This window comes from Caballeronia sp. HLA56, assembly GCF_054655155.1.
Genome location: NZ_BAAHOB010000005.1, coordinates 988,159 through 1,007,105, shown reverse-complemented (window position 1 = coordinate 1,007,105; position 18,947 = coordinate 988,159). Strand labels below are relative to the sequence as shown.

Below are 18,947 nucleotides of genomic sequence, written 5' to 3'. Positions count from 1 at the left end.
GTCCCTCACCGTATTCGTGCAGCAAGGCTTGAAGGAGTGCTTTCGATGACAGACCCACGCCCGGCCGACGTGCCCTGGTTGACGCCCTATCTCACCGTGCGCGATGCGCGCGTGAGCATCGGGTTCTACGAGAAGGCGCTCGGCTTCGCGGTGCGCGACAGCGTGAACGACGATGGCAGCATCATCCACGTCGAGATGACGTATCGCGGCCAGTTGATCGTGATGTTCGCGCCGGAGGGCGCTTACGGCTCGCAGGCGCGCACGCCGAAGAGCTCCGGCATCATGGCGCCGCAGTCGTTCTATCTTTATGTGGACGACGTGGATGCCACCTTCGCGCAGGCCATCGCCGTGGGCGCGAAAGCGCTCATCGAGCCACAGGATCAGTTCTGGGGCGACCGCTTTGCGCAGATCGAAGATCCGGATGGCTATCGCTGGGCGATTGCGCGGCATCTGAACTAAGCGCTGTTTCATTCCCTCAAGGCAACTTCACTATCCGCGGGTTCTGCATCCGCGATCGTTACCTATGCCACGCTTTTACGTTGACGGCCCGCTCGCGGTGGGCCAAACCTTGCCCCTCCCCGACGATGTCGTGCGCCACGTGCACGTCCTGCGCCTCCAGACCGGCGATGTCATCACGCTCTTCGATGGCGAAGGCGGCGAGTATCGCGCGGAGCTGACCGAGATCGCGAAACGTGCGGCCAGCGCGCGGATCGACGAACACGACGAACGTGACGCGGAGCCGCCGTATCGCGTGATACTCGCGCAAGGCGTCGCAGGCGGCGACAAGATGGACTGGCTGATCGAGAAAACGGTGGAGCTGGGCGTCGCGGATATCGTGCCGCTGACCACCGAGCGCGGCGTCGTGCGGCTTGCGGGCGAGCGTGCGCTCAAGCGTCAGGCGCACTGGCAAGCGCTCGTGCGCGCCGCCTGCGAGCAATGCGGACGCAATCGCGTACCGCACGTCGCGCCGCCGCGCGATCTCGACGCCTGGCTCGCCGACTTGCCGCCCTCCTCCGATGGTGAGCTGCGCTTGCTGCTTTCGCCGCGCGCGGAACTCACGTTCGCGACGCTGCCCGCAAAAGCGCCGCGCGAACCGGTGACTTTGCTGATTGGACCGGAGGCGGGATTTTCGCCATCGGAAGAAAGTGAGATCGTGGCGGCGGGTTTCTCCGCGCTCGGTCTCGGACCGCGCGTGTTGCGCACGGAGACGGCGGGAATCGCGGTGCTGGCCGCGCTCGCCGCGCGTTGGGGCGGCTGGTGAACGGGACGACAGCCCGCAAAACAAAATCAGCCCGATGAGCAAGACCCATCGGGCTGATTCATTTCAAACGTCGCGCGAGCAGCGCTCGCTTCAGCGCGTCACACGAACGAATAGAACACGCGGAACGCCACGCGCCGTTCGGCCCAGAACTCGGCCGCGTCGCGGAACACGTCGAGCAGCGTCTCGCGCCCTTCCTTGTCGAATTTCTGCGCAATCGGCAATTGCTCCAGCACGATCACGAAGCCCGGTTGCGAGCCCGCCTTGTGGACGAGATCGGTCAGCGAGTCGTACAGCGCGTCGTAGTTCTTGCCGAAGTGCTTGGGAAACAGGAACGACGTCGCAATGGTCTCCAGGATTTCCTGCTTGCTCTGCGCCTGCCCGAGATACGCGTAAAGAAAATGCTGTTCGAGTCGATTCGCTTCGTCGGCGAGTTCCTGAACACGGAACGCGCGGATGGATTGCACGATATTCGGCCGCACCGTCGCGAAAAGAGACTCGGATTCCTCCGCCGGTTCCTGAGGATGCGCCTGCACCGGATTCGGCTCGTCATCGGGTCTGTTGTCGTGTTCTGTCATGCGTAGCCGCAATACTCGCTGGAACAGGTTGCCATCGCCGGTTGCGAAAAGATCACTCGCGACGCCGTGGTCGTGCGCGTAGATGTTGTCGCTCATGCCGTTAATCCCTAGTTAGTCCGCAATGCGTTTGAAACTGGCGTAATGGTCGTCCGTGTAGTAGCAGTCGCCGGTCTGCCGCTTCGACCCGCCACACACGATTCGCCGGGCGCCCCGGTCACGCGAACGCGGCGTGGGCACCGTGTACTCGTGGTAATAACCACGCGGATGCCGCGGCAGCACACGCTCGCGATTGCCGAACACGACTCCGTCCTTTGGATAAGGGAAAGGGCCGCCCGCTTCGATCAGCCGCAATGTCGCCACTGCCTGCTTCGGCAACTGCGCAATGCCGATGGTGGCGAGCCCGTCACGCTCAGGCCGGCCGGATTCGGCAGACCGTTGCGTGGGTTCCCGCACCGGTCCCCGACCAAGAGACCCTGCCGATTCGGCGGGCGTTCCCGGCGCCTCGCTTGCCTGAATGGCAGCGGGACCCGCGGATGCCGCATCTGGTGCGCCGCCACGGGATTCGTCCTTGCCACACCCGCCAAGAATGAGACTCAAGGCGACGATGGTTGAAACCCATGCACGCATCACGAAACGGTTGTCCCCGCGTTATCAGAATTCGACGACCATGAAAGATGCAAGGGTATCGCTAATGACAAGGGGAAGCAACGTTCCGCGAGAAATCGGCAATTCTTCCTTGAAATTGCCAAAAAGCATGGAGATTGGCAAAAAATCAAGTCAATATTTAGCCCAAATCTGAGAGATTTTTATCCTGAACGAGATAATAATTTGTCCCGCAGAGCCGCGAAGCCATATGACGAGTCGCCTCACTTGTCGGCTTCACGGCAGGCGCTCCGCCGAGGCTCTGTTTTTGACCCTTGGAGGGCGAGTGAAGCCCCTTTGCTCTTGCCTCGAAGCGTGCCAACGACCCACGGCACGCTTTTTTTTTCGCCCGCGTTTTTTGCTGCCAAAAAAAACGCGGCGGAAAATTCCGCCGCGTTCAATTGGCACGTCGTCGTACGGCAGACGCTCAGTTCATTCGTTCACCGTGCAGCGGTCGCGTCGGCCACGAGCAGCGCCGTCATGTTGACGATACGCCGCACCGTCGCCGATGCCGTCAGCACATGCACCGGTTTTGCCGCGCCGAGGAGCATCGGACCGATGGCAATGTTGTTGCCCGCCGCCGTCTTCAGCAGGTTGTACGAGATGTTCGCGGCGTCGATGTTCGGCAGGATCAGCAAATTGGCGTCGCCTTCGAGCGTCGATTCCGGCAGCACTTCCTTGCGCAAACGTGAGTCGAGCGCGACGTCGCCGTGCATTTCGCCATCGACGTCGAGATCGGGCGCGCGTTGCTTGAGGATAGCCAGCACGTCGCGCATCTTCTGCGCGGTCGGCGCGTTGCTCGTGCCGAAGTTCGAATGCGACAGCAGCGCGATCTTCGGCACGATGCCGAAACGCTTCACCTCTTCCGCCGCCATGATGGTGATTTCCGCGAGCTGCTCGGGCGTCGGGTCGACGTTGACGTGCGTGTCGGCCAGGAAAATCTGGCGGCCCGGCAACACGAGGCCGTTCATGGCCGCGTAGACCTTCGCGCCTTCCTTCTTGCCGATCACCTGATCGATGAAGTGCAGATGCCGATGCGTCGTGCTTACCGTACCGCAGATCATGCCGTCGGCTTCGCCCTTTTCCACCAGCATCGCGCCGATGAGCGTGGTGCGGCGGCGCATCTCGAGCTTGGCCATCTGCTCGCTGATACCCTTGCGCGCCATCATCTTGTAGTACGTCTGCCAGAAGTCGCGGTAGCGCTCGTCGTGATCGGTGTCGACCATCGTGAAGTCGACATCCGGCGTGAGCCGCAGACCGAACTTCGTGATGCGCTGTCTGATGACCGCCGGCCGGCCGATGAGAATTGGCTTGGCGATTTTTTCGTCGACGGCGATCTGCACGGCGCGCAGCACGCGCTCTTCCTCGCCTTCCGCGAACACGATGCGCTTCTTCTCCGGCTCCACGCTGCGCGCGAGCTGGAACACGGGCTTCATGGTCGTGCCGCTGTGGTAGACGAACTGCTGCAAGTGCTGTTCGTAGGCGTCCATGTCCTCGATAGGACGCGTCGCCACGCCGCTGTCCATCGCGGCCTTGGCCACCGCTGGCGCAATCTTCACGATGAGACGCGGATCGAAAGGCTTCGGAATCAGATACTCGGGGCCGAACGACAAGTCCTGAATGCCGTACGCGGTCGCGACGATATCGCTTTGTTCCTGACGCGCCAGTTCCGCGATTGCGTTCACCGCCGCGATTTCCATTTCCTTCGTGATGGTGGTCGCGCCCGCATCGAGCGCGCCACGGAAGATGAACGGAAAGCACAGAACGTTGTTGACCTGATTCGGGTAGTCCGTGCGGCCGGTGGCGAGCACGGCATCGGGGCGCACTTCGAGCGCGAGTTCCGGCAGGATTTCCGGCGTCGGATTGGCAAGCGCGAGAATGAGCGGCTTCGCGGCCATGCCCTTGACCATTTCCTGCTTGAGCACGCCGCCTGCCGACAAGCCGAGGAACACGTCCGCGCCTTCCATCACTTCGGCGAGCGTGCGCGCGCTGGTCTCGCGAGCAAAGCGTTCCTTGTCCGGGTCCATGAGTTCGGTGCGGCCTTTATAGACCACGCCGGCCAAGTCCGTGACGAAGATGTTCTCGATCTTCATGCCGAGATCGACGAGCAAGGTGAGACAGGCCAGCGCCGCCGCGCCCGCGCCGGACGCCACGAGCTTTACTTCGGCGATGTCCTTGCCGACCACCTTCAGGCCGTTGGTGATGGCTGCCGCGACCACGATAGCCGTGCCGTGCTGATCGTCGTGGAAGACGGGAATCTTCATGCGCTTGCGGCACTCGCGCTCGACGATGAAGCAATCCGGCGCCTTGATGTCTTCCAGATTGATGCCGCCGAACGTCGGTTCGAGCGCGGCGACCACTTCGACGAGCTTGTGCGGATCGCTTTCGTTGAGCTCGATGTCGAACACGTCGATACCCGCGAACTTCTTGAAGAGCACGGCCTTGCCTTCCATCACCGGCTTGGAAGCGAGCGGACCGATGTTGCCGAGACCCAGCACCGCCGTGCCGTTCGACACGACGCCCACGAGGTTGCTGCGCGCGGTGAAGCGTGCGGCGTTGAGCGGATTTTCAACGATCGCCTCGCACGCGAACGCGACGCCCGGCGAGTAAGCCAGCGCGAGATCGCGCTGGTTGATCATCTGCTTGGTCGGCGCAATTGCGATCTTTCCGGGGACCGGAAACTCGTGATAGTCGAGCGCGGCTTCGCGAAGCTTGGTATTGGCGTCAGTCGTCATAAGGCGGGCTAGCAGTGCGGGAATTAGAATGGAAGTTCGAACGCATTGTAGCGCCATTCGTGTAGCGCTTTAGCCCGCAGTCCATGCAATTCAGCTACAAGTGCCGTGACTTTAAAAGGTCTGATCCTGAAGCACAGCAAGGCTTTCAGCGCATCGGCCGGTTTTTTCGAGACACGATGCGGGTACGTTCACCGCTCACCGATGCATTTTGCCGTCCAATACATTTCTATCTTGCAGCGCAACAATCAGCCTTGACGCCCACGATGCTCTCCGAGTTTTCACTGATTGATCGATACTTCGCCCGCCGCGCGAGCCCGCCATCGTCACGACACGACAACGCGGCCGCCATGCCGCTTGGCATCGGTGACGATTGCGCGCTGATCGCGCCGCCCGCCGGACATCAACTGGCTATTTCCACGGACATGCTGGTCGAAGGCCGTCACTTCTTTCCCGATGTCGATCCGAACGCGCTCGGCCACAAGGCGCTCGCCGTGAACCTTTCCGATCTCGCCGCGATGGGCGCGAAGCCGCACGCGTTCACGCTTGCGCTCGCCTTGCCGCGCGCCGACGAAGCGTGGCTCGCCGCATTCAGCGACGGCCTCTTCGCGCTCGCGCAGCGCTTCGACTGCGCGCTGATCGGTGGCGACACCACGAGCGGTCCGCTCAACATCTGCATCACCGTTTTCGGCGACGTGCCGCATGGCGCGGCATTGCGTCGCGATGCCGCGATGCCCGACGACGACATCTACGTTTCCGGCACCTTGGGCGATGCCCGCGCGGGACTCGGCGCAATACGCGGCGAATGGCCGGCGGCGTCGTCCGCATGGAACGTGGCGCTCGAACGCCCCGAGCCGCGCGTGGCGCTCGGTCTCGCGCTGCGCGGCGTGGCGCACGCGGCGCTCGATATCTCCGATGGCCTGGCCGGCGATCTCATGCATATCCTCAGGCGGTCGAACGTGCGCGCCATCGTCGATGCCGACGCCGTGCCGTGCTCCGATGCCGTTCGCGCGTTGCCCGAAGCCGCGCGCCGCCAATGCGCGCTCGCGGGCGGCGACGACTACGAACTCTGCTTCACCGCGCCGCGCGAGCGGCGTGACGCCGTGGCTCGCATTGCAGCACGCGTGGGCGTGGCGTTGACGCGCATCGGTACAATCGAAGCGATGAGCGCGCCGTGCACGACGAGTACGCCCGCCATCGACTGGCGCGACAACACGGGCGCGCCGCTTTCACTGACGTTGCAAGGCTTCGACCACTTTCATGCAGACTGACCCGACCCCGGCGCTCCCGGGCGATCCCCCCACTGCGCGCGGCGCGCCGCGCAAGCCGAGCGCGCGCTTCATGCTCACGCATCCGCTGCATATTCTTTCGCTCGGTTTCGGCAGCGGGCTTTCGCCGATCATGCCCGGCACCGTCGGTACGCTCTTCGCGTGGGTTTCGTTCGTCGTGTTCAATCAGTATCTGACGGTGGCCGAATGGGGCGCGCTGATCGTCATCGGCTTTGTTGCCGGATGCTGGTTCTGCGGCTTCACCGCGAAGAAGATGAATGTCGCGGACCCGTCGGCGGTCGTGTGGGACGAGATCATTGCGTTCTGGCTCGTGCTGCTGCTCGTCACGCCCGCGACGTTCACCGGACAGTTGTGGGCGTTCGTCGTGTTTCGCTTTTTCGACATGGTCAAGCCACCGCCCATTCGCTATTTCGACCGCCATTTGAAAGGCGGCTTCGGCATCATGTTCGACGATCTGGTCGCGGCGTTCTTCTCGCTGCTCGTGATCGCGCTCTGGCGCATGACCGTCTGACGGCCGTTCTTCTCACCTTCAACCCTTCGGAACATCGTCATGGCAACCGATACCGTGGTTCACCAACTCGCGATTCGCGTCGGCAACAAGCTGCGCGACGAACGGCTGACGCTCGCGACCGCCGAGTCGTGCACGGGCGGCATGGTCGCGGCGGCGATCACGGATATTTCCGGCAGCAGTGCGTGGTTCGAGCGCGGCTTCGTCACGTATTCGAACCTCGCGAAGACCGAGATGATCGGCGTGCCGGCTGCGTTGATCGAACAGCATGGCGCGGTGAGCGAGCCGGTGGCGAAAGCAATGGCCGAAGGCGCCTTGCGCAACAGCCGCGCGCAGGTGGCGGTGTCGATCACGGGCGTGGCGGGGCCAGGGGGCGGCAGCGAGGTGAAGCCGGTGGGAACGGTGTCGTTTGCGTGGAGCAATCGGCTGCATACGGCTGTCGAGACGCAGTTGTTCAAGGGGGACCGCGAACAAGTACGCACACAGGCGGCGGCGCATGCGTTGAGGGGCTTGCTGGAGTTGCTGGAGCGCAGGGAGAAGTAAGCGCGATGTGGCTTCGATCGCATCGCGTTCTGACTTCGCGGTATTGGTCGTGAGTTGGCGTAGCGTTGAAACGCCGCGAATTCATCGGTACCCGCTGATCCACGTTTCAGCGCGGCTTTAATGCATCGTCGCATTGCCGAAGCCGCGCATCGTTCTTATCGATACGCGTTGATCGAATCGCGCGTTTTCTTCGCCGCGTCCGCAGCGGCTTGAGCGTAATCCTCGCTCTTGCTCGCGTAGATGATCGCGCGCGACGAATTGATCAGCATGCCCGTGCCGTTGCCAGTGCGGCCCGCGCGCACGGTTCTTTCGACATCTCCGCCTTGCGCGCCGATACCTGGAATCAACAACGGCATCTCGCCGACGATACAACGCACCGCTTCGATTTCCCTCGGAAACGTCGCGCCGACCACGAGTCCGAGCTGACCGTTCTTATTCCACCTTTCGGCCGCGAGCGTCGCGACCACGTGATAAAGCGGCCTGCCGCCTGTATCGAGAAACTGCAGATCGGAGCCGCCCGCGTTCGAGGTCCGGCACAACACGATCACGCCCTTGCCTTTATGCGCGAGATACGGCTCGATGGAATCGAAACCCATGTACGGGTTGACCGTGACCGCATCCGCACGATAGCGCTCGAACGCCTCGCGCGCATATTGCTCCGCCGTGCTGCCGATGTCGCCGCGCTTGGCATCCAGGATCACGGGAATGCCGGGATGCTTCTCGTGGACATGCGCGATCAGCGCTTCGAGTTGATCTTCCGCGCGATTCGACGCGAAGTACGCGATCTGCGGTTTGAACGATGACGCGTAAGGCGCGGTGGCATCGACGATATCGCGGCAGAACTCGAAGATCGCGTCCGAACGGCCATTGAGCGCGGCCGGGAACTTCGACGGCTCGGGATCGAGACCGACGCACAGCAGCGATTGCGTGCGCGACCACGCGGCGTTGAGCGATTGAATGAAGGACATGGCGGGAGGCTTCTCGAAGAACGTCGATGGCACGCATTTTAACGTGCCGGCGTTCCACCCTACTCCTCCGAATCGTCCGGCAAGCCGCCGCTTTTATCGCTTGCTCTCAGGCGTCTGTCATCTGGCTTTCCTTCAGCCATCCACGCGTGCATGCGTTGCGCGTGCCTTCGCCTTCGCGCCCGAACCCGCGCGGGCGCGCGTGCGTGGACTGGCCCGCCGCGACGCATCGCCCGTTCGCTCGACCGTGAAGCGAAACGTACGCGCGAGCCGCTCGCCCGGTTCGAGCACCGTCATGCCGTGCGCCTCGCCTCCACCGGGCAGGTTCACCGCGTTGATCGGATGATCCACCGGCTCGAAGCAAAAGAAGTTCTCGCCGGGCGGCGCGTAGAGCACGTAGTAGTCGGTATCGGCGGCGATGATGAGCGACAGCCGACGCCTGGGCCACAGCACGCTCGTGCGTCCGCTCCAGCCGGTGAAGGCGTTGTTCACCATCTCGGACGGCATCGGGTATGCCACGCCGAACTGCCACGCGGGCGGCGCGGGAACGTGACGCACCGGCAGCCAGTCGTCGCCGCAAAGCCAGAGACCGCCCGCCGCCGCGGATAACTCCGTATCCGCTTCGCGCATTAGAAACGGATGCAGCCCGAGACCGAACGGCAGCGCCTGATCGCCCGTGTTCTGAACGTCGAGTGTCACGACGAGCGTCGCGTCGTCCAAGGCATAAGTCTGCGTTGCGCGATACGAATACGGCTTGCCGTCGCGCCGGTCGAGCGTCATGCGCACATGGGCTGCGTCTGCGTCTTCGTCTTCCACTTGCCACGCGCCGAGCCAGCCGTCGCCGTGAATGGGCAGCGGTTCGCCCGCGCGGTTGCACGGCACGTCGATCGCGCGGCCGGAAAACTCGAACTGCCCATTGCCGATGCGATTCGAATACGGCAGCAGCGGATAGCAGGCGAGCTGATTCGGATCGGTGTCCGGGCCCGGTTCGATGCAAGGTCGGAAGATCGGCACGAGCGCGCCTTCATGACGCCAGTCGAATCGTGTAATGCCGCCGCCGAGCGAAGGCGCGACATCGAGCCGCAAATGCGCGTTTGCAAGCGTGATGCAGCCAGCGACGCCCGCGCTGCCGATAGCGACCGCCGCGGTGCCCGGGCCGGGGCGTATCGGCGGCTCCTTGGCGGCGGCGAGACGAGAACGGCGGGCGTTCGCCTGCGCCGTGGATGCGGATACCGCGTTCGATCCTGTTTCTGTGCGCGCAGCAGTCATGGCTCGTACTCCAGCGAGAGGCGAAACTGCCCGGCGTGGCCGGGCTTGGGCGCGCTTGAACGCAGAGCGCGGCGCCTTGGTTTCATGGCTTGCCCTGAAATACCGCTTCTTCGATTCCGCGCACACCCGGTGTGGCGATGAACACGCCGCCTGCATGCGGATCGGTCTGCAAGGCACGCTCGTTCAGTCCGACGCGCGCGCTCGTCACATACATCAATGCGAAGTCCGCGCCGCCGAACGCGACGCAACTCGGTTGCGCGCTCGGCACATCGACACGCGCGCTTTCGCGGCCATCGGGTGCATAACGCACCACGCGATAACCGCCCCATTGCGCGTTCCAGAGCCCGCCATCGGCATCGACGATGGAACCGTCGGGAACGCCCGTCGCATCGCTCAATTCGACGAACACGCGGTCGTTCGCGAAGCTCGGGTAATCGCACGCGCGAATCTGGCGCGTCGGGGAATCGCAGTAGTACATCGTCGCGCCATCTGGGCTGAAGCCGATGCTGTTCGAGATCGCGCAGTCCGGAAGCGGCAACCGTTCGAGCGACAAATCGTGATTCAGCCGATAGAACCCGCCGACCGCCTGCGCATCCTCCACGTCGTGCTTGGTGCCGAACACGAAGCGCCCTTCGCGGTCGCAGCGGCCATCGTTCAGACGCGTCGGCAAGTCGGCTTCGACGAGCATGATGGTCTCGATCTCGCGCGTCGTCAGGTCGAAGAACGCGAGCCGCGATGCAAGGCCGAGCAGCAAGCGTCCCGCATCGGCGCACGGCGTGAAGCACGCGAGCCGCTCGGGCATTTCGAAGGATTCGCTTTTGCCATCGCGCGGATCGTAACGCCACAGACGCTTGCCTTCGATATCGGTCCAGTAGAAGCGGCCGCTTCGCGCGCACCACGTCGCGCCTTCGCCGAGCGCGCACTGGCTGTCGACGAGAAGGCGCGCTTTCACGCCCATCCTCCGTCGACGACGATATCCTGCGCGGTCAACATGCTGCTGTCGTCCGACGCCAGGAACAGCGCCGCGCGCGCGAGATGTTCCGGCATCAATTCGGCGTCGATGCACTGGCCGAGCTTGATGGCTTCGCGGCCTGCGTCGTCGAGCCAGAGCGTCTTTTGCTTTTCGGTCATCACCCAGCCCGGCACGAGCGTATTCACGCGAATGCCGAACTTGCCGAGATCGCGCGCGAGGCCGCGCGTCATGCCCTGCACGCCCGACTTCGACGTGACGTAGACCGGGAAATTGCCTTGCTTGAGCATCCAGCTGATGGAGCCGAGATTGATGATCGAGCCGCCGCCGAGCTGCTTCATGTCTTCGATGACCGCCTGCGCCGCGAAGAACTGATGGCGAATGTTCACCGCGATGCCGGCATCGTACGATTCGGGCGTCACCGATTCGATCGAATGACGCTTGTCGTTCGCCGCGTTGTTGACGAGCACGCTGATGGGCCCGAGCGCCGAGCGCACATCGACGATGCCTTTACGCAAGGCGTCGATGTCGGTCAGATCGATACGCAAGAAGAGCGGCTTGAAACGGCCTTCGGGCAGCGACGCGCCGAGCCGGTCGGCGAGCGCTTCGCCCGCGGCCGTATCGATATCGAAGAACGCGACCTTCGCGCCCTGACCGGCGAAGTTTTCCACGAAGGACGCGCCGATACCGGTGGCGCCGCCCGTGATGAGCACGGTCTTGCCCGCGAGGCTGGGATAAACGGCGAGCTTCTTTTCAGTGGCTGACATGGGCTTGTTCACAAGAGTTTGGCTTCGCGAAAGCCGTATGGCTTTCGCGGCGATGCAAACGACACGACCGGAGGCTTAGTCCCGCGACCCGCGATTCTTCAGCTGATCCAGCAGCACGGCGGCCAGCAGGATCGCGCCGCGCACGAGGTACTGATAGAACGCGTCGATGTTCAAAAGGTTCATCACGTTTTCGACCGTGCCCATGATGAGCACGCCGATCACGACGCCCGAGATCGTCGCGCGTCCGCCGAGCAGCGACACGCCGCCCAGCACGCACGCGGAAATCACGTTCAATTCGAAACCTTCTGCGGCATTCGGCTGACCCGACGTGATCCGCGAAGCGAGAATGACGCCCGCGAGCGCGGTGACCGCGCCCTGGATCAGGAAGATCCACACGCGCGTGCGCTCCACGTTGATGCCCGCGAGCCGCGAGGCTTCCGGATTGCCGCCAATTGCGAGCGTATTGCGGCCGTACACAGTCTGGTTGAGCAATACGCCAAAAACGATGAAACATGCAAGCGTGACCCAGATAGGCAGGGAAATCCCCAGCATCGACAGTCCGCCGAGTTCGATGAAGGTGTCCGACGACACGCCCACCGCCTGACCGTGCGACACGATGAAGCCCAGGCCGCGCACGATTTCCATCGTGGCGAGCGTGGTGATCAGCGCGTTGATGCGCAGATAGGCGATCACCGCGCCGTTCACGAAGCCGATCACCGAACCCGCCGCCACCGCCGCGATGATCGCGATGAACGTATTGCCCGTCGCGTTCAACACCATCGCGCAAAGCACGCCGGCGAAGGCGATCGTCGAGCCGACCGAAAGGTCGAAGTCGCGCGAGGCGAGGCAGAACATCATCGTGCAGGCCACCATGCCGATCTGCGAGATCGACAAGGCCAGTCCGAGCATGTTTTCGATCGAAAAGAAGTGATCGACCGTCAGCGACATCGTGGCGAACATCACCACGAAGATCACGATCAGACTGTATTCCGTCAGTTGCTGATACCACTTTTGCTTGTCGTTCTTCTGCGGAATCAGCGCGTTCGCCACCGCCTCACCCGCTTGCCCGACGATGTTTTCTCTTGCTTCCATGATGTGCTCCCCTGTCTTCTCTCTTTAAGCCGCTTCCGCGACCGTGTCCGATTGCGGCAGCGCCAGACTCAATACCGACTGCTCGTTCGCCTTCCCGCGCGGCAATTCGCCCGCTATACGCCCTTGCCGCATCACGACGATCCGGTCGGACACGCCCAGCACTTCGGGCAGTTCCGACGAAATCATCACGATGGCGCAGCCGCGCTCCGCCAGTTGATAGATCACGTTGTAGATCTCGTGCTTGGCGCCGACGTCGATACCGCGCGTCGGTTCATCGAGGATCACGACCTTGAGATCCGGCTCCGCGAGCCAGCGCGACAGAATGGCTTTCTGCTGATTGCCGCCCGACAAAAAGCGGATGCGCTGTCTGCGGCTCGGCGTCTTGATCTTCAAGAGCTGGATGAAGCGATCCGCCGTCTGCGCTTCCTTCTTGCGATCGAGGAACAAACCCGCGCGCAGATAATGCCTGCGGCACGAGATGTTGATGTTCTCCGCGACCGTCGCCATCGCGACAATGCCCTCTTCCTTGCGATCTTCCGGGCACAGCACGATGCCGTGTCGAATCGCTTCGCCCGTGCTGCGCACCTTGATCGGCTGACCGTCGAGTTCGATCGCGCCTTCCTTCTTCTTGTCCGCGCCGTAGACGAGGTGCATCAATTCGCTGCGCCCCGCGCCCACCAGCCCGAAGAAACCGACGATCTCGCCGCGCCGCACTTCGAAATTCGCCGGCGCGCTCAGGGCGGCGCCTTGCAGGTTCTTGACCGAGAAGCGCACGTCGCCGAGCGGACGCGCGCGATAGTTGTAGATATCGCTGATCTCGCGGCCGACCATCTCCTGAACCAGCGTGTCGCGCGGCAAGTCTTTCAGCGAAAGATGCGACGCGATCTTGCGGCCGTCGCGGAAGATGGTGCAGGCATTGCACAGCTCGTAAATCTCGTCCATGCGATGCGAGATGTAGATAAGCGCGCGGTTGTCCGCCTTCAGATCGCGCACGAGCTTGAACAGCACTTCCGTCTCGCGATGCGACAACGAACTCGTCGGTTCGTCGAGCGCGATCACGCGCGCGTTGCGCAACAGCGCCTTGCAGATTTCCACCATCTGCCTCTGCGCGATCGAGAGCTTGCGCAGCTTGGCGTTGGGATCGAGATCGACGCCCATCGCCGTCAGCCGGTCGCGCACGTGCTTCTTCGCCTCGCGCTTGTTGACCCAGCCGAGCCGGTTCGGCAGCGCGCCGAGCAGCAGGTTCTCGGCCACGGTCAAGTCCGGCACGTACTGCAACTCCTGATGGATCACCGCGATGCCCGAAGCAATCGAAGCCGCGGCGCTTCCGAAATGCACTTCCTTTTCGTCGATGAGCACGCGCCCCGAATCGGGCTGATACTCGCCGCCGAGAATCTTGAGCAAGGTCGATTTACCCGCGCCGTTCTCGCCCATCAAACCGTGAACTTCGCCGGCGTTGACGTCGAACGACACGCCGTCGAGCGCGCGCACGCCTGGAAAAACCTTGCCGATATTGTCAAAACGCAGCGTCGCTGACACATCGCCTCCTTATGCTTCGAGCGAGCCACGCCACGCGCGGCCCGCTCTCGTCCAATGACTTAGTTCGATGCCAAGCCCATCTGCTGACGCACCGACGCCACGTTTTCACGCGTTGCCAGCATGCCGGTCGTGAGCGTGAGTGCCGGCGGCGCCTTGCCGTCCTTGATCCACGCGTACATCAGGTCCGAGGTTTCCTCGCCGTGACGCTTCGGGCTGATGATGACCGTGCCGTAGAAGCCCGTCGGGTTCGGTTTCTTGAACTCGTTGATCGCCGAATCCGAGCCGCCGATGCCGATGCCGATCATGTTGTCAGCCTTGAAGCCACGGCCTTCCGCCGCGCGCACCGCGCCGAGCACGCCTTCGTCGTTGAGCGCGTAGGCCACCCAGTGCTTGAACTGCGGGTTCTTCGTGAGCGCGATGTTCGCGGCGTTGAACGCGTTTTCGGTGTCGGTCTTCGCTTGCGGCGCCATGATGATGTTCGCCTTCGGAAAGCCCGATGCCACGAGCGCGTCGGTGGCGCCGGCCGTGCGGTCATGCGCGGTCGGCAGCTGTTCGTAAGTCACGTCGATGGCGCCGACTTCCTTCACGTCCCAACCGCGCTTCTTGATCTCGGCCGCAATGCCGTCGCCGACTTGCTTGCCGATGTTGTAAGCCGAAATGCCCATGTGCGGCACGGCTTCGATCGGCTTGCCGGAACCGTCGACGAGACGGTCGTCCACGGTCATCATCTTGAGTTTGTCGGCCTTCGCCTTAGCCACGATGCCCGGTCCGAGCTTGACGTCAGGCGTGCAGATGATGAACCCCTGAGCCTTTTGCGCGGCGAGGTTGTCGATCGCGCTCATGACCTTTTCGCCCGACGGCGCGCCGATCTTCACGAGGGTGAAGCCCTTCGCTTTCGCGGCCATTTCGGCGAACTTCCATTCGTCCTGGAACCACGGTTCTTCGGGTTGCTTCACCAGGAAGCCGATCTTGACGTCGTCGGCGGCTTGCGCAACCGGCGCGGCGATCATGGTGGCGCTCGTGGCCGTCGCAGCGGCGAGAAGCGTAAGGAACAGTCTGCGTTTCATCGTTTTGTCTCCCGACTTTTTGCTCGAATCATGCCCGCGCACGGGCGCTTAGTTGGTTGGCGGCCGCGTTTTTGTAGTGATGCCGCACCACGGCCAGTGCGTCATTCGTGACTTCAGTCGTGGTAGAGCGCAGAGCGCCCGCCATCGATCGTGATGCAACTCGCGTTGATGAACGGCGCCTCCTCGGATGCGAGGAACACCGCCGTCATCGCCACTTCTCGCGGCTGGCCGATACGCTTCATCGGCTGCAAATCCAGTGTGGCCTGGCGCGCGGCCTTTGGATCGGGCTGGCCGTTCCACCAGTCGAGCGTCAGTTGCGTTTCGATATAACCCGGCGCGATGGCATTCACGCGCACGTTGTTCGGCGCGTATTCGATGCCGAGCGCGCGCGTCAGTCCGATCACGCCGTGCTTGGCCACCGGATACGGAAAGCAGCCGGGGATGATCTTGAACGAATGCGTCGAGGCGATATTCACGATGCTGCCCGCGCCGCGCTCGACCATGCCGGGCAGCGCCGCGCGGCAGCCGTTCCAGACGCCGTCGAGATCGACGGCGAAGCAGCGCCGCCAGTCTTCGTCGGTCATCGTGAGCGGGTCGCAGAACACGTTGATGCCCGCGTTGTTCACGAGCACGTCGAGCGGGCCGAACGCGCTTTCGGTTTGCGCGACCGCGTCCTTCACCGATGCGCTCTGCGTCACGTCCGTGCCGATCGCGACGACGCGCGTCGAATTCGCTTCCTTCGCGATGCGTTCAGCCGTCGCTTGCGCCGTCTCGATATCGAGTTCGGCGAGCGCGACCGCCGCGCCCTCGCGCGCAAACGCCAGCGCGATCGCCGCACCGATGCCGCGCCCGGCGCCCGTGATCATCGCGACCTTGCCGGCGAGGCGGTTCATTGCTTCTCGCCCCGTGTGGAACGCGCGACCGCTAGTCCGTCGATGAACGCTTTCGCATGCGATGCCGTCGCAGTTTCGCTCTGCCCCGGCTTGTACAGCGCCGAGCCGAGACCGAAGCCGTTCGCGCCCGCGCTGAGAAATGGCCCCATGTTGTCCGGCGCGACGCCGCCCACCGGCACCAGCGGCACTTCTTTCGCGATCACCGCGCGCCACGCCTTCACGACATGCGCGCCGAGTTGTTCGGCGGGGAACATCTTCAATACGTCCGCGCCGTTCTTGAGCGCGAGAAACGCTTCGTTCGGCGTTGCCACGCCCGGCGCGCAGGCGAGCCCCTGCGCTTTCGCCGCGCGCACGACATCGGCGTCGCTGTGCGGCATCACGATCAGTTCGCCGCCTGCCGCGCGCACGCTGTCGACGTAACTCGCATGCAGCACCGTGCCCGCGCCGACGATGGCATCGGCGGGCAGCGCCTGGCGGATCGCCGCGATGCTGTCGAACGGCTGCGGCGAATTGAGCGGCACTTCGATGATGCGAAAGCCCGCTTCATACAGCGCGCGGCCGTGCGCCTCGGCTTCCTCGGGCGTGATGCCCCGCAGGATCGCGATCAGCGGACACGCGGCGAACGCTTTCGCGAGGCCGCCGTGCATGCCGTAAGGCGCGGGTAGATTGATGGGCGGTTGCATTCGTTTCTCCTTTCCGTGTCACATGCGCGCGGGCTTGGCGATCAACCCGGCCTGCAATGCGATTCGATAAAGCCCGGATTCGGTCGCTTGCGCCACCGTCTGCGCGTCGTTGCATCCGTATTGCGCGAGGGCCGCGCGATAGCGGTCGCACAGCGCATCGTTGCCGATCAGACGCAACGTCTTGCCCGCGAGCGTCGCGTTCTCGCGCGCCAGCACTTCGTTCAGGCCGCGCAGTTCATGGCCGATCAAAAGTCCCGACAGATAATCCGGCTGCTCGGCCGCCGTGAGCTGACCGGTCAGTCCGAGTGTGCGCGTGCTGAAGATCGTCGCCAGAAGGCCGGCATGACCGGCATCGCGCGCGGTATCGACGCCTCTCAGAAACGCCGCGCTGTCCGGCTTTGCGTCCTGCTCCATCGTGCGGCCGAGGATGGTGTGATCGCGCAGTGCGCCGAAGGTCTCGCCCGTCATGAACGTATAGAAGCGTTCGATCCGTCCCGCTTGCACGAATGCCCACTTGGCATGCGTGCCCGGCAGACCGATGAGCGCGCCACTCGCCGTGTTCAGCGACGCATCGCTCGCGAGTGCGCCGAAAATCTGCGTCTCCTCGCCGCGCATCACGTTCGGCAGCGTGCCGCGTTCGAGCACGCCCGGCACGACATGAACGGTCGCGCCCCGCGCCGCCTTTACCGTGACGATGCCCGCGACGAGCGCGTCGGCATCGGCGGGCGTTTCGACATAAGGCGCTTCCATCCAACCCTGCGCGCTGCCGACCATGCCCGCCGCGATGACGGGCAGTTGCGCATTTGCGCTCAGCCAAGCGCCGCAGGTTTCCTCGAAAGCCTGATCGAAGCCGCCAGCGGGCAGCTTCATGATTCCCGCCGACGAAGCGCGCGTGTCGAGCGCGGCGCCCGCGGCATCGAGCAGATAAGCGCGCAGGGACGTCGTGCCCCAGTCGAGCGCGATCAGAACGGGCGCGCTCATCGCTTGATCCTGCGGTTGGCTTGCGGCGCGCGCCAGCCGAGTTCCTCGGAGATTGCGCGCGCTTCGCGCTGCACGACCGGAATCAGTTCTTCCATGCGTTCGTGGGGCATATAGGGAATCGTGCTCGCCACCGAAAGCGCCGCGACGATCGCACCCGACGCATCGCGCACGGGCGCCGCCACGCAGCGGATCGACGCCTCGTTCTCTTCGAGATCGAAGGTAAAGCCACCTTGCGAATAGCGTGTCATGCGCTGCAAAAACGTGTCCATGTCCGGCCGGTTCTCCGGCTTGAAACTCGTGCGGGCGAGCGCGCGCAGCGACGCGTCGAGCAGCTTCTTCCAGACGTTGGCTTCGAGGTCGAGCATCATTGCCTTGCCGATTCCCGTCGATGCCAGCGGCATGCGATGCCCCACGCGCGAGCGCATTTCCAACCCGCGCGTGCCCGGAATCTTGTCGATGTAGAGCACGTCGTCGCCGTCGCGCACGCCGAGGTGAATGGTGTCGTGCGTGTGTTCCGCGAGCGACTGCAAATGCGGACGCGCGACCGCCGTGAGCGGCATCTGTTCGAGCGCGATGGTGCCGAGTTCGATCAGTTTCGGCCCGAGCAGATAGCCGCCCTGCACTTGCCGGAGATAACGCGCCTGCACGAGCGAACTCACGAGCCGATGCGTCGTGCTGCGCGTGGTGCCGAGCGCCGCGCCGAACGAGCGCAGATCGCGCGCGCCGTTGGCGGCGGCTTCGAGAATCGCGAGGCCGCGCAAAAGCGTTTGCGTGCCTGCCTGTTGCGGCGTGATGTCGACGAGCGCGCTCGGCAGCGCGAAGGCGTCCGGATCGCGCCGATGATGGCCGTTGCTTTTCTTGTCGGCGCCGTCGTTCATGGCGTTGGCCGACATATCGCGCACGTTCGGCGCGGATTCGGTTTGTTCGATTTTGGTCATGCCGCTCGTTCCTCGATGAACACGACGCGCGTCATGCGAAGCGTGCAAGCTGGACGGCGCGCGCGGCACAAGCCCAAGCGCCCGCCGAAGCGATGACGAATCCGAAAGATGAGGCGCGTGACGCGACCCGCGAACGCGGGCAGGCGATCGATTGCATGACTTGTCTCCGTTGTTCTGGATATTCTTCGTCGCGCCCGTCTCGGATGACTGGCGCGTGTGCTTTTTATGCTGTG

Annotated in this window: 18 protein-coding genes and 2 pseudogenes; 5 read left to right on the top strand and 15 right to left on the bottom strand. The window is 63.6% G+C overall.

Going from position 1 to position 18,947, the window contains the following annotated elements:
• Positions 1-45: 45 nt before the first annotated feature.
• Together ACYQ47_RS24280 and ACYQ47_RS24275 are read left to right on the top strand one after the other, a co-directional pair.
• Positions 46-459 (top strand): VOC family protein, encoded by a 414-nt coding sequence (locus ACYQ47_RS24280; RefSeq protein WP_244826237.1) that lies wholly within the window; start codon positions 46-48, stop codon positions 457-459.
• A gap of 64 nt (positions 460-523) precedes the next feature.
• Entirely contained in the window at positions 524-1,261 is a 738-nt protein-coding gene (locus ACYQ47_RS24275; protein WP_459907295.1) for a 16S rRNA (uracil(1498)-N(3))-methyltransferase, read from the top strand.
• 98 nt (positions 1,262-1,359) lie between these two features.
• Here the strand turns inward: ACYQ47_RS24275 and ACYQ47_RS24270 are convergent.
• The 4 genes and pseudogenes from ACYQ47_RS24270 to ACYQ47_RS24255 all read right to left on the bottom strand — a co-directional run.
• Positions 1,360-1,755: pseudogene (locus ACYQ47_RS24270) on the bottom strand (barstar family protein); the annotation flags it as partial.
• Between the two features lie 69 nt (positions 1,756-1,824).
• Positions 1,825-1,932, bottom strand: a pseudogene (locus ACYQ47_RS24265) (barstar family protein); the annotation flags it as partial.
• A gap of 15 nt (positions 1,933-1,947) precedes the next feature.
• On the bottom strand, positions 1,948-2,466 hold the full coding sequence (locus ACYQ47_RS24260; protein ID WP_250509480.1) for a ribonuclease: 519 nt from the start codon (positions 2,464-2,466) through the stop codon (positions 1,948-1,950).
• 452 nt (positions 2,467-2,918) lie between these two features.
• Complete coding sequence (locus ACYQ47_RS24255) at positions 2,919-5,213, bottom strand: NADP-dependent malic enzyme (protein WP_244826241.1); 2,295 nt, start codon at positions 5,211-5,213, stop codon at positions 2,919-2,921.
• A gap of 263 nt (positions 5,214-5,476) precedes the next feature.
• Between ACYQ47_RS24255 and thiL the strand changes: the two genes are divergently transcribed.
• From thiL to ACYQ47_RS24240, 3 genes are read left to right on the top strand one after another with little or no spacing between them, the layout of a single operon-like run.
• Positions 5,477-6,481, top strand: coding sequence for a thiamine-phosphate kinase (gene thiL, locus ACYQ47_RS24250; RefSeq protein WP_459909288.1), 1,005 nt, complete (start codon positions 5,477-5,479; stop codon positions 6,479-6,481).
• The gene (locus tag ACYQ47_RS24245; RefSeq protein ID WP_244826242.1) at positions 6,471-7,010 is read left to right on the top strand and encodes a phosphatidylglycerophosphatase A family protein; all 540 of its coding nucleotides are present in this window, start codon (positions 6,471-6,473) and stop codon (positions 7,008-7,010) included. Before thiL ends, ACYQ47_RS24245 begins: the two co-directional genes overlap by 11 nt.
• Positions 7,011-7,049: 39 nt before the next feature.
• Entirely contained in the window at positions 7,050-7,550 is a 501-nt protein-coding gene (locus tag ACYQ47_RS24240; protein WP_459907292.1) for a CinA family protein, read from the top strand.
• Between the two features lie 155 nt (positions 7,551-7,705).
• Here the strand turns inward: ACYQ47_RS24240 and pyrF are convergent, their stop codons facing one another.
• The 11 genes from pyrF to ACYQ47_RS24185 form a co-directional block, all read right to left on the bottom strand.
• Entirely contained in the window at positions 7,706-8,518 is an 813-nt protein-coding gene (gene pyrF / locus ACYQ47_RS24235; protein ID WP_459907290.1) for an orotidine-5'-phosphate decarboxylase, read from the bottom strand.
• A gap of 132 nt (positions 8,519-8,650) precedes the next feature.
• Entirely contained in the window at positions 8,651-9,784 is a 1,134-nt protein-coding gene (locus ACYQ47_RS24230; RefSeq protein ID WP_250465656.1) for an aldose 1-epimerase, read from the bottom strand.
• 82 nt (positions 9,785-9,866) lie between these two features.
• Positions 9,867-10,742, bottom strand: a complete 876-nt coding sequence (locus ACYQ47_RS24225) for an SMP-30/gluconolactonase/LRE family protein (protein WP_459907287.1) — start codon at positions 10,740-10,742, stop codon at positions 9,867-9,869.
• Positions 10,733-11,521, bottom strand: coding sequence for an SDR family NAD(P)-dependent oxidoreductase (locus ACYQ47_RS24220; protein ID WP_244826247.1), 789 nt, complete (start codon positions 11,519-11,521; stop codon positions 10,733-10,735). The genes ACYQ47_RS24225 and ACYQ47_RS24220 overlap by 10 nt, the downstream gene beginning before the upstream one ends.
• Positions 11,522-11,596: 75 nt before the next feature.
• A complete protein-coding gene (gene araH / locus ACYQ47_RS24215) occupies positions 11,597-12,613 on the bottom strand; it encodes an L-arabinose ABC transporter permease AraH (RefSeq protein ID WP_244826248.1) in 1,017 nt (338 codons plus the stop codon).
• A gap of 24 nt (positions 12,614-12,637) precedes the next feature.
• A complete protein-coding gene (gene araG / locus ACYQ47_RS24210) occupies positions 12,638-14,152 on the bottom strand; it encodes an L-arabinose ABC transporter ATP-binding protein AraG (RefSeq protein WP_250465661.1) in 1,515 nt (504 codons plus the stop codon).
• A gap of 59 nt (positions 14,153-14,211) precedes the next feature.
• Positions 14,212-15,219 (bottom strand): arabinose ABC transporter substrate-binding protein, encoded by a 1,008-nt coding sequence (locus ACYQ47_RS24205; RefSeq protein ID WP_244826250.1) that lies wholly within the window; start codon positions 15,217-15,219, stop codon positions 14,212-14,214.
• 113 nt (positions 15,220-15,332) lie between these two features.
• Positions 15,333-16,112: an SDR family oxidoreductase gene (locus ACYQ47_RS24200; RefSeq protein ID WP_250526252.1), complete on the bottom strand. Its 780-nt coding sequence runs from the start codon at positions 16,110-16,112 to the stop codon at positions 15,333-15,335.
• A complete protein-coding gene (locus ACYQ47_RS24195; protein ID WP_250465664.1) occupies positions 16,109-16,795 on the bottom strand; it encodes a 2-dehydro-3-deoxy-6-phosphogalactonate aldolase in 687 nt (228 codons plus the stop codon). Before ACYQ47_RS24195 ends, ACYQ47_RS24200 begins: the two co-directional genes overlap by 4 nt.
• Positions 16,796-16,813: 18 nt before the next feature.
• On the bottom strand, positions 16,814-17,776 hold the full coding sequence (locus tag ACYQ47_RS24190) for a 2-dehydro-3-deoxygalactonokinase (RefSeq protein WP_244826253.1): 963 nt from the start codon (positions 17,774-17,776) through the stop codon (positions 16,814-16,816).
• The gene (locus tag ACYQ47_RS24185) at positions 17,773-18,654 is read right to left on the bottom strand and encodes an IclR family transcriptional regulator (RefSeq protein ID WP_244828117.1); all 882 of its coding nucleotides are present in this window, start codon (positions 18,652-18,654) and stop codon (positions 17,773-17,775) included. The genes ACYQ47_RS24190 and ACYQ47_RS24185 overlap by 4 nt, the downstream gene beginning before the upstream one ends.
• Positions 18,655-18,947 lie beyond the last annotated feature (293 nt).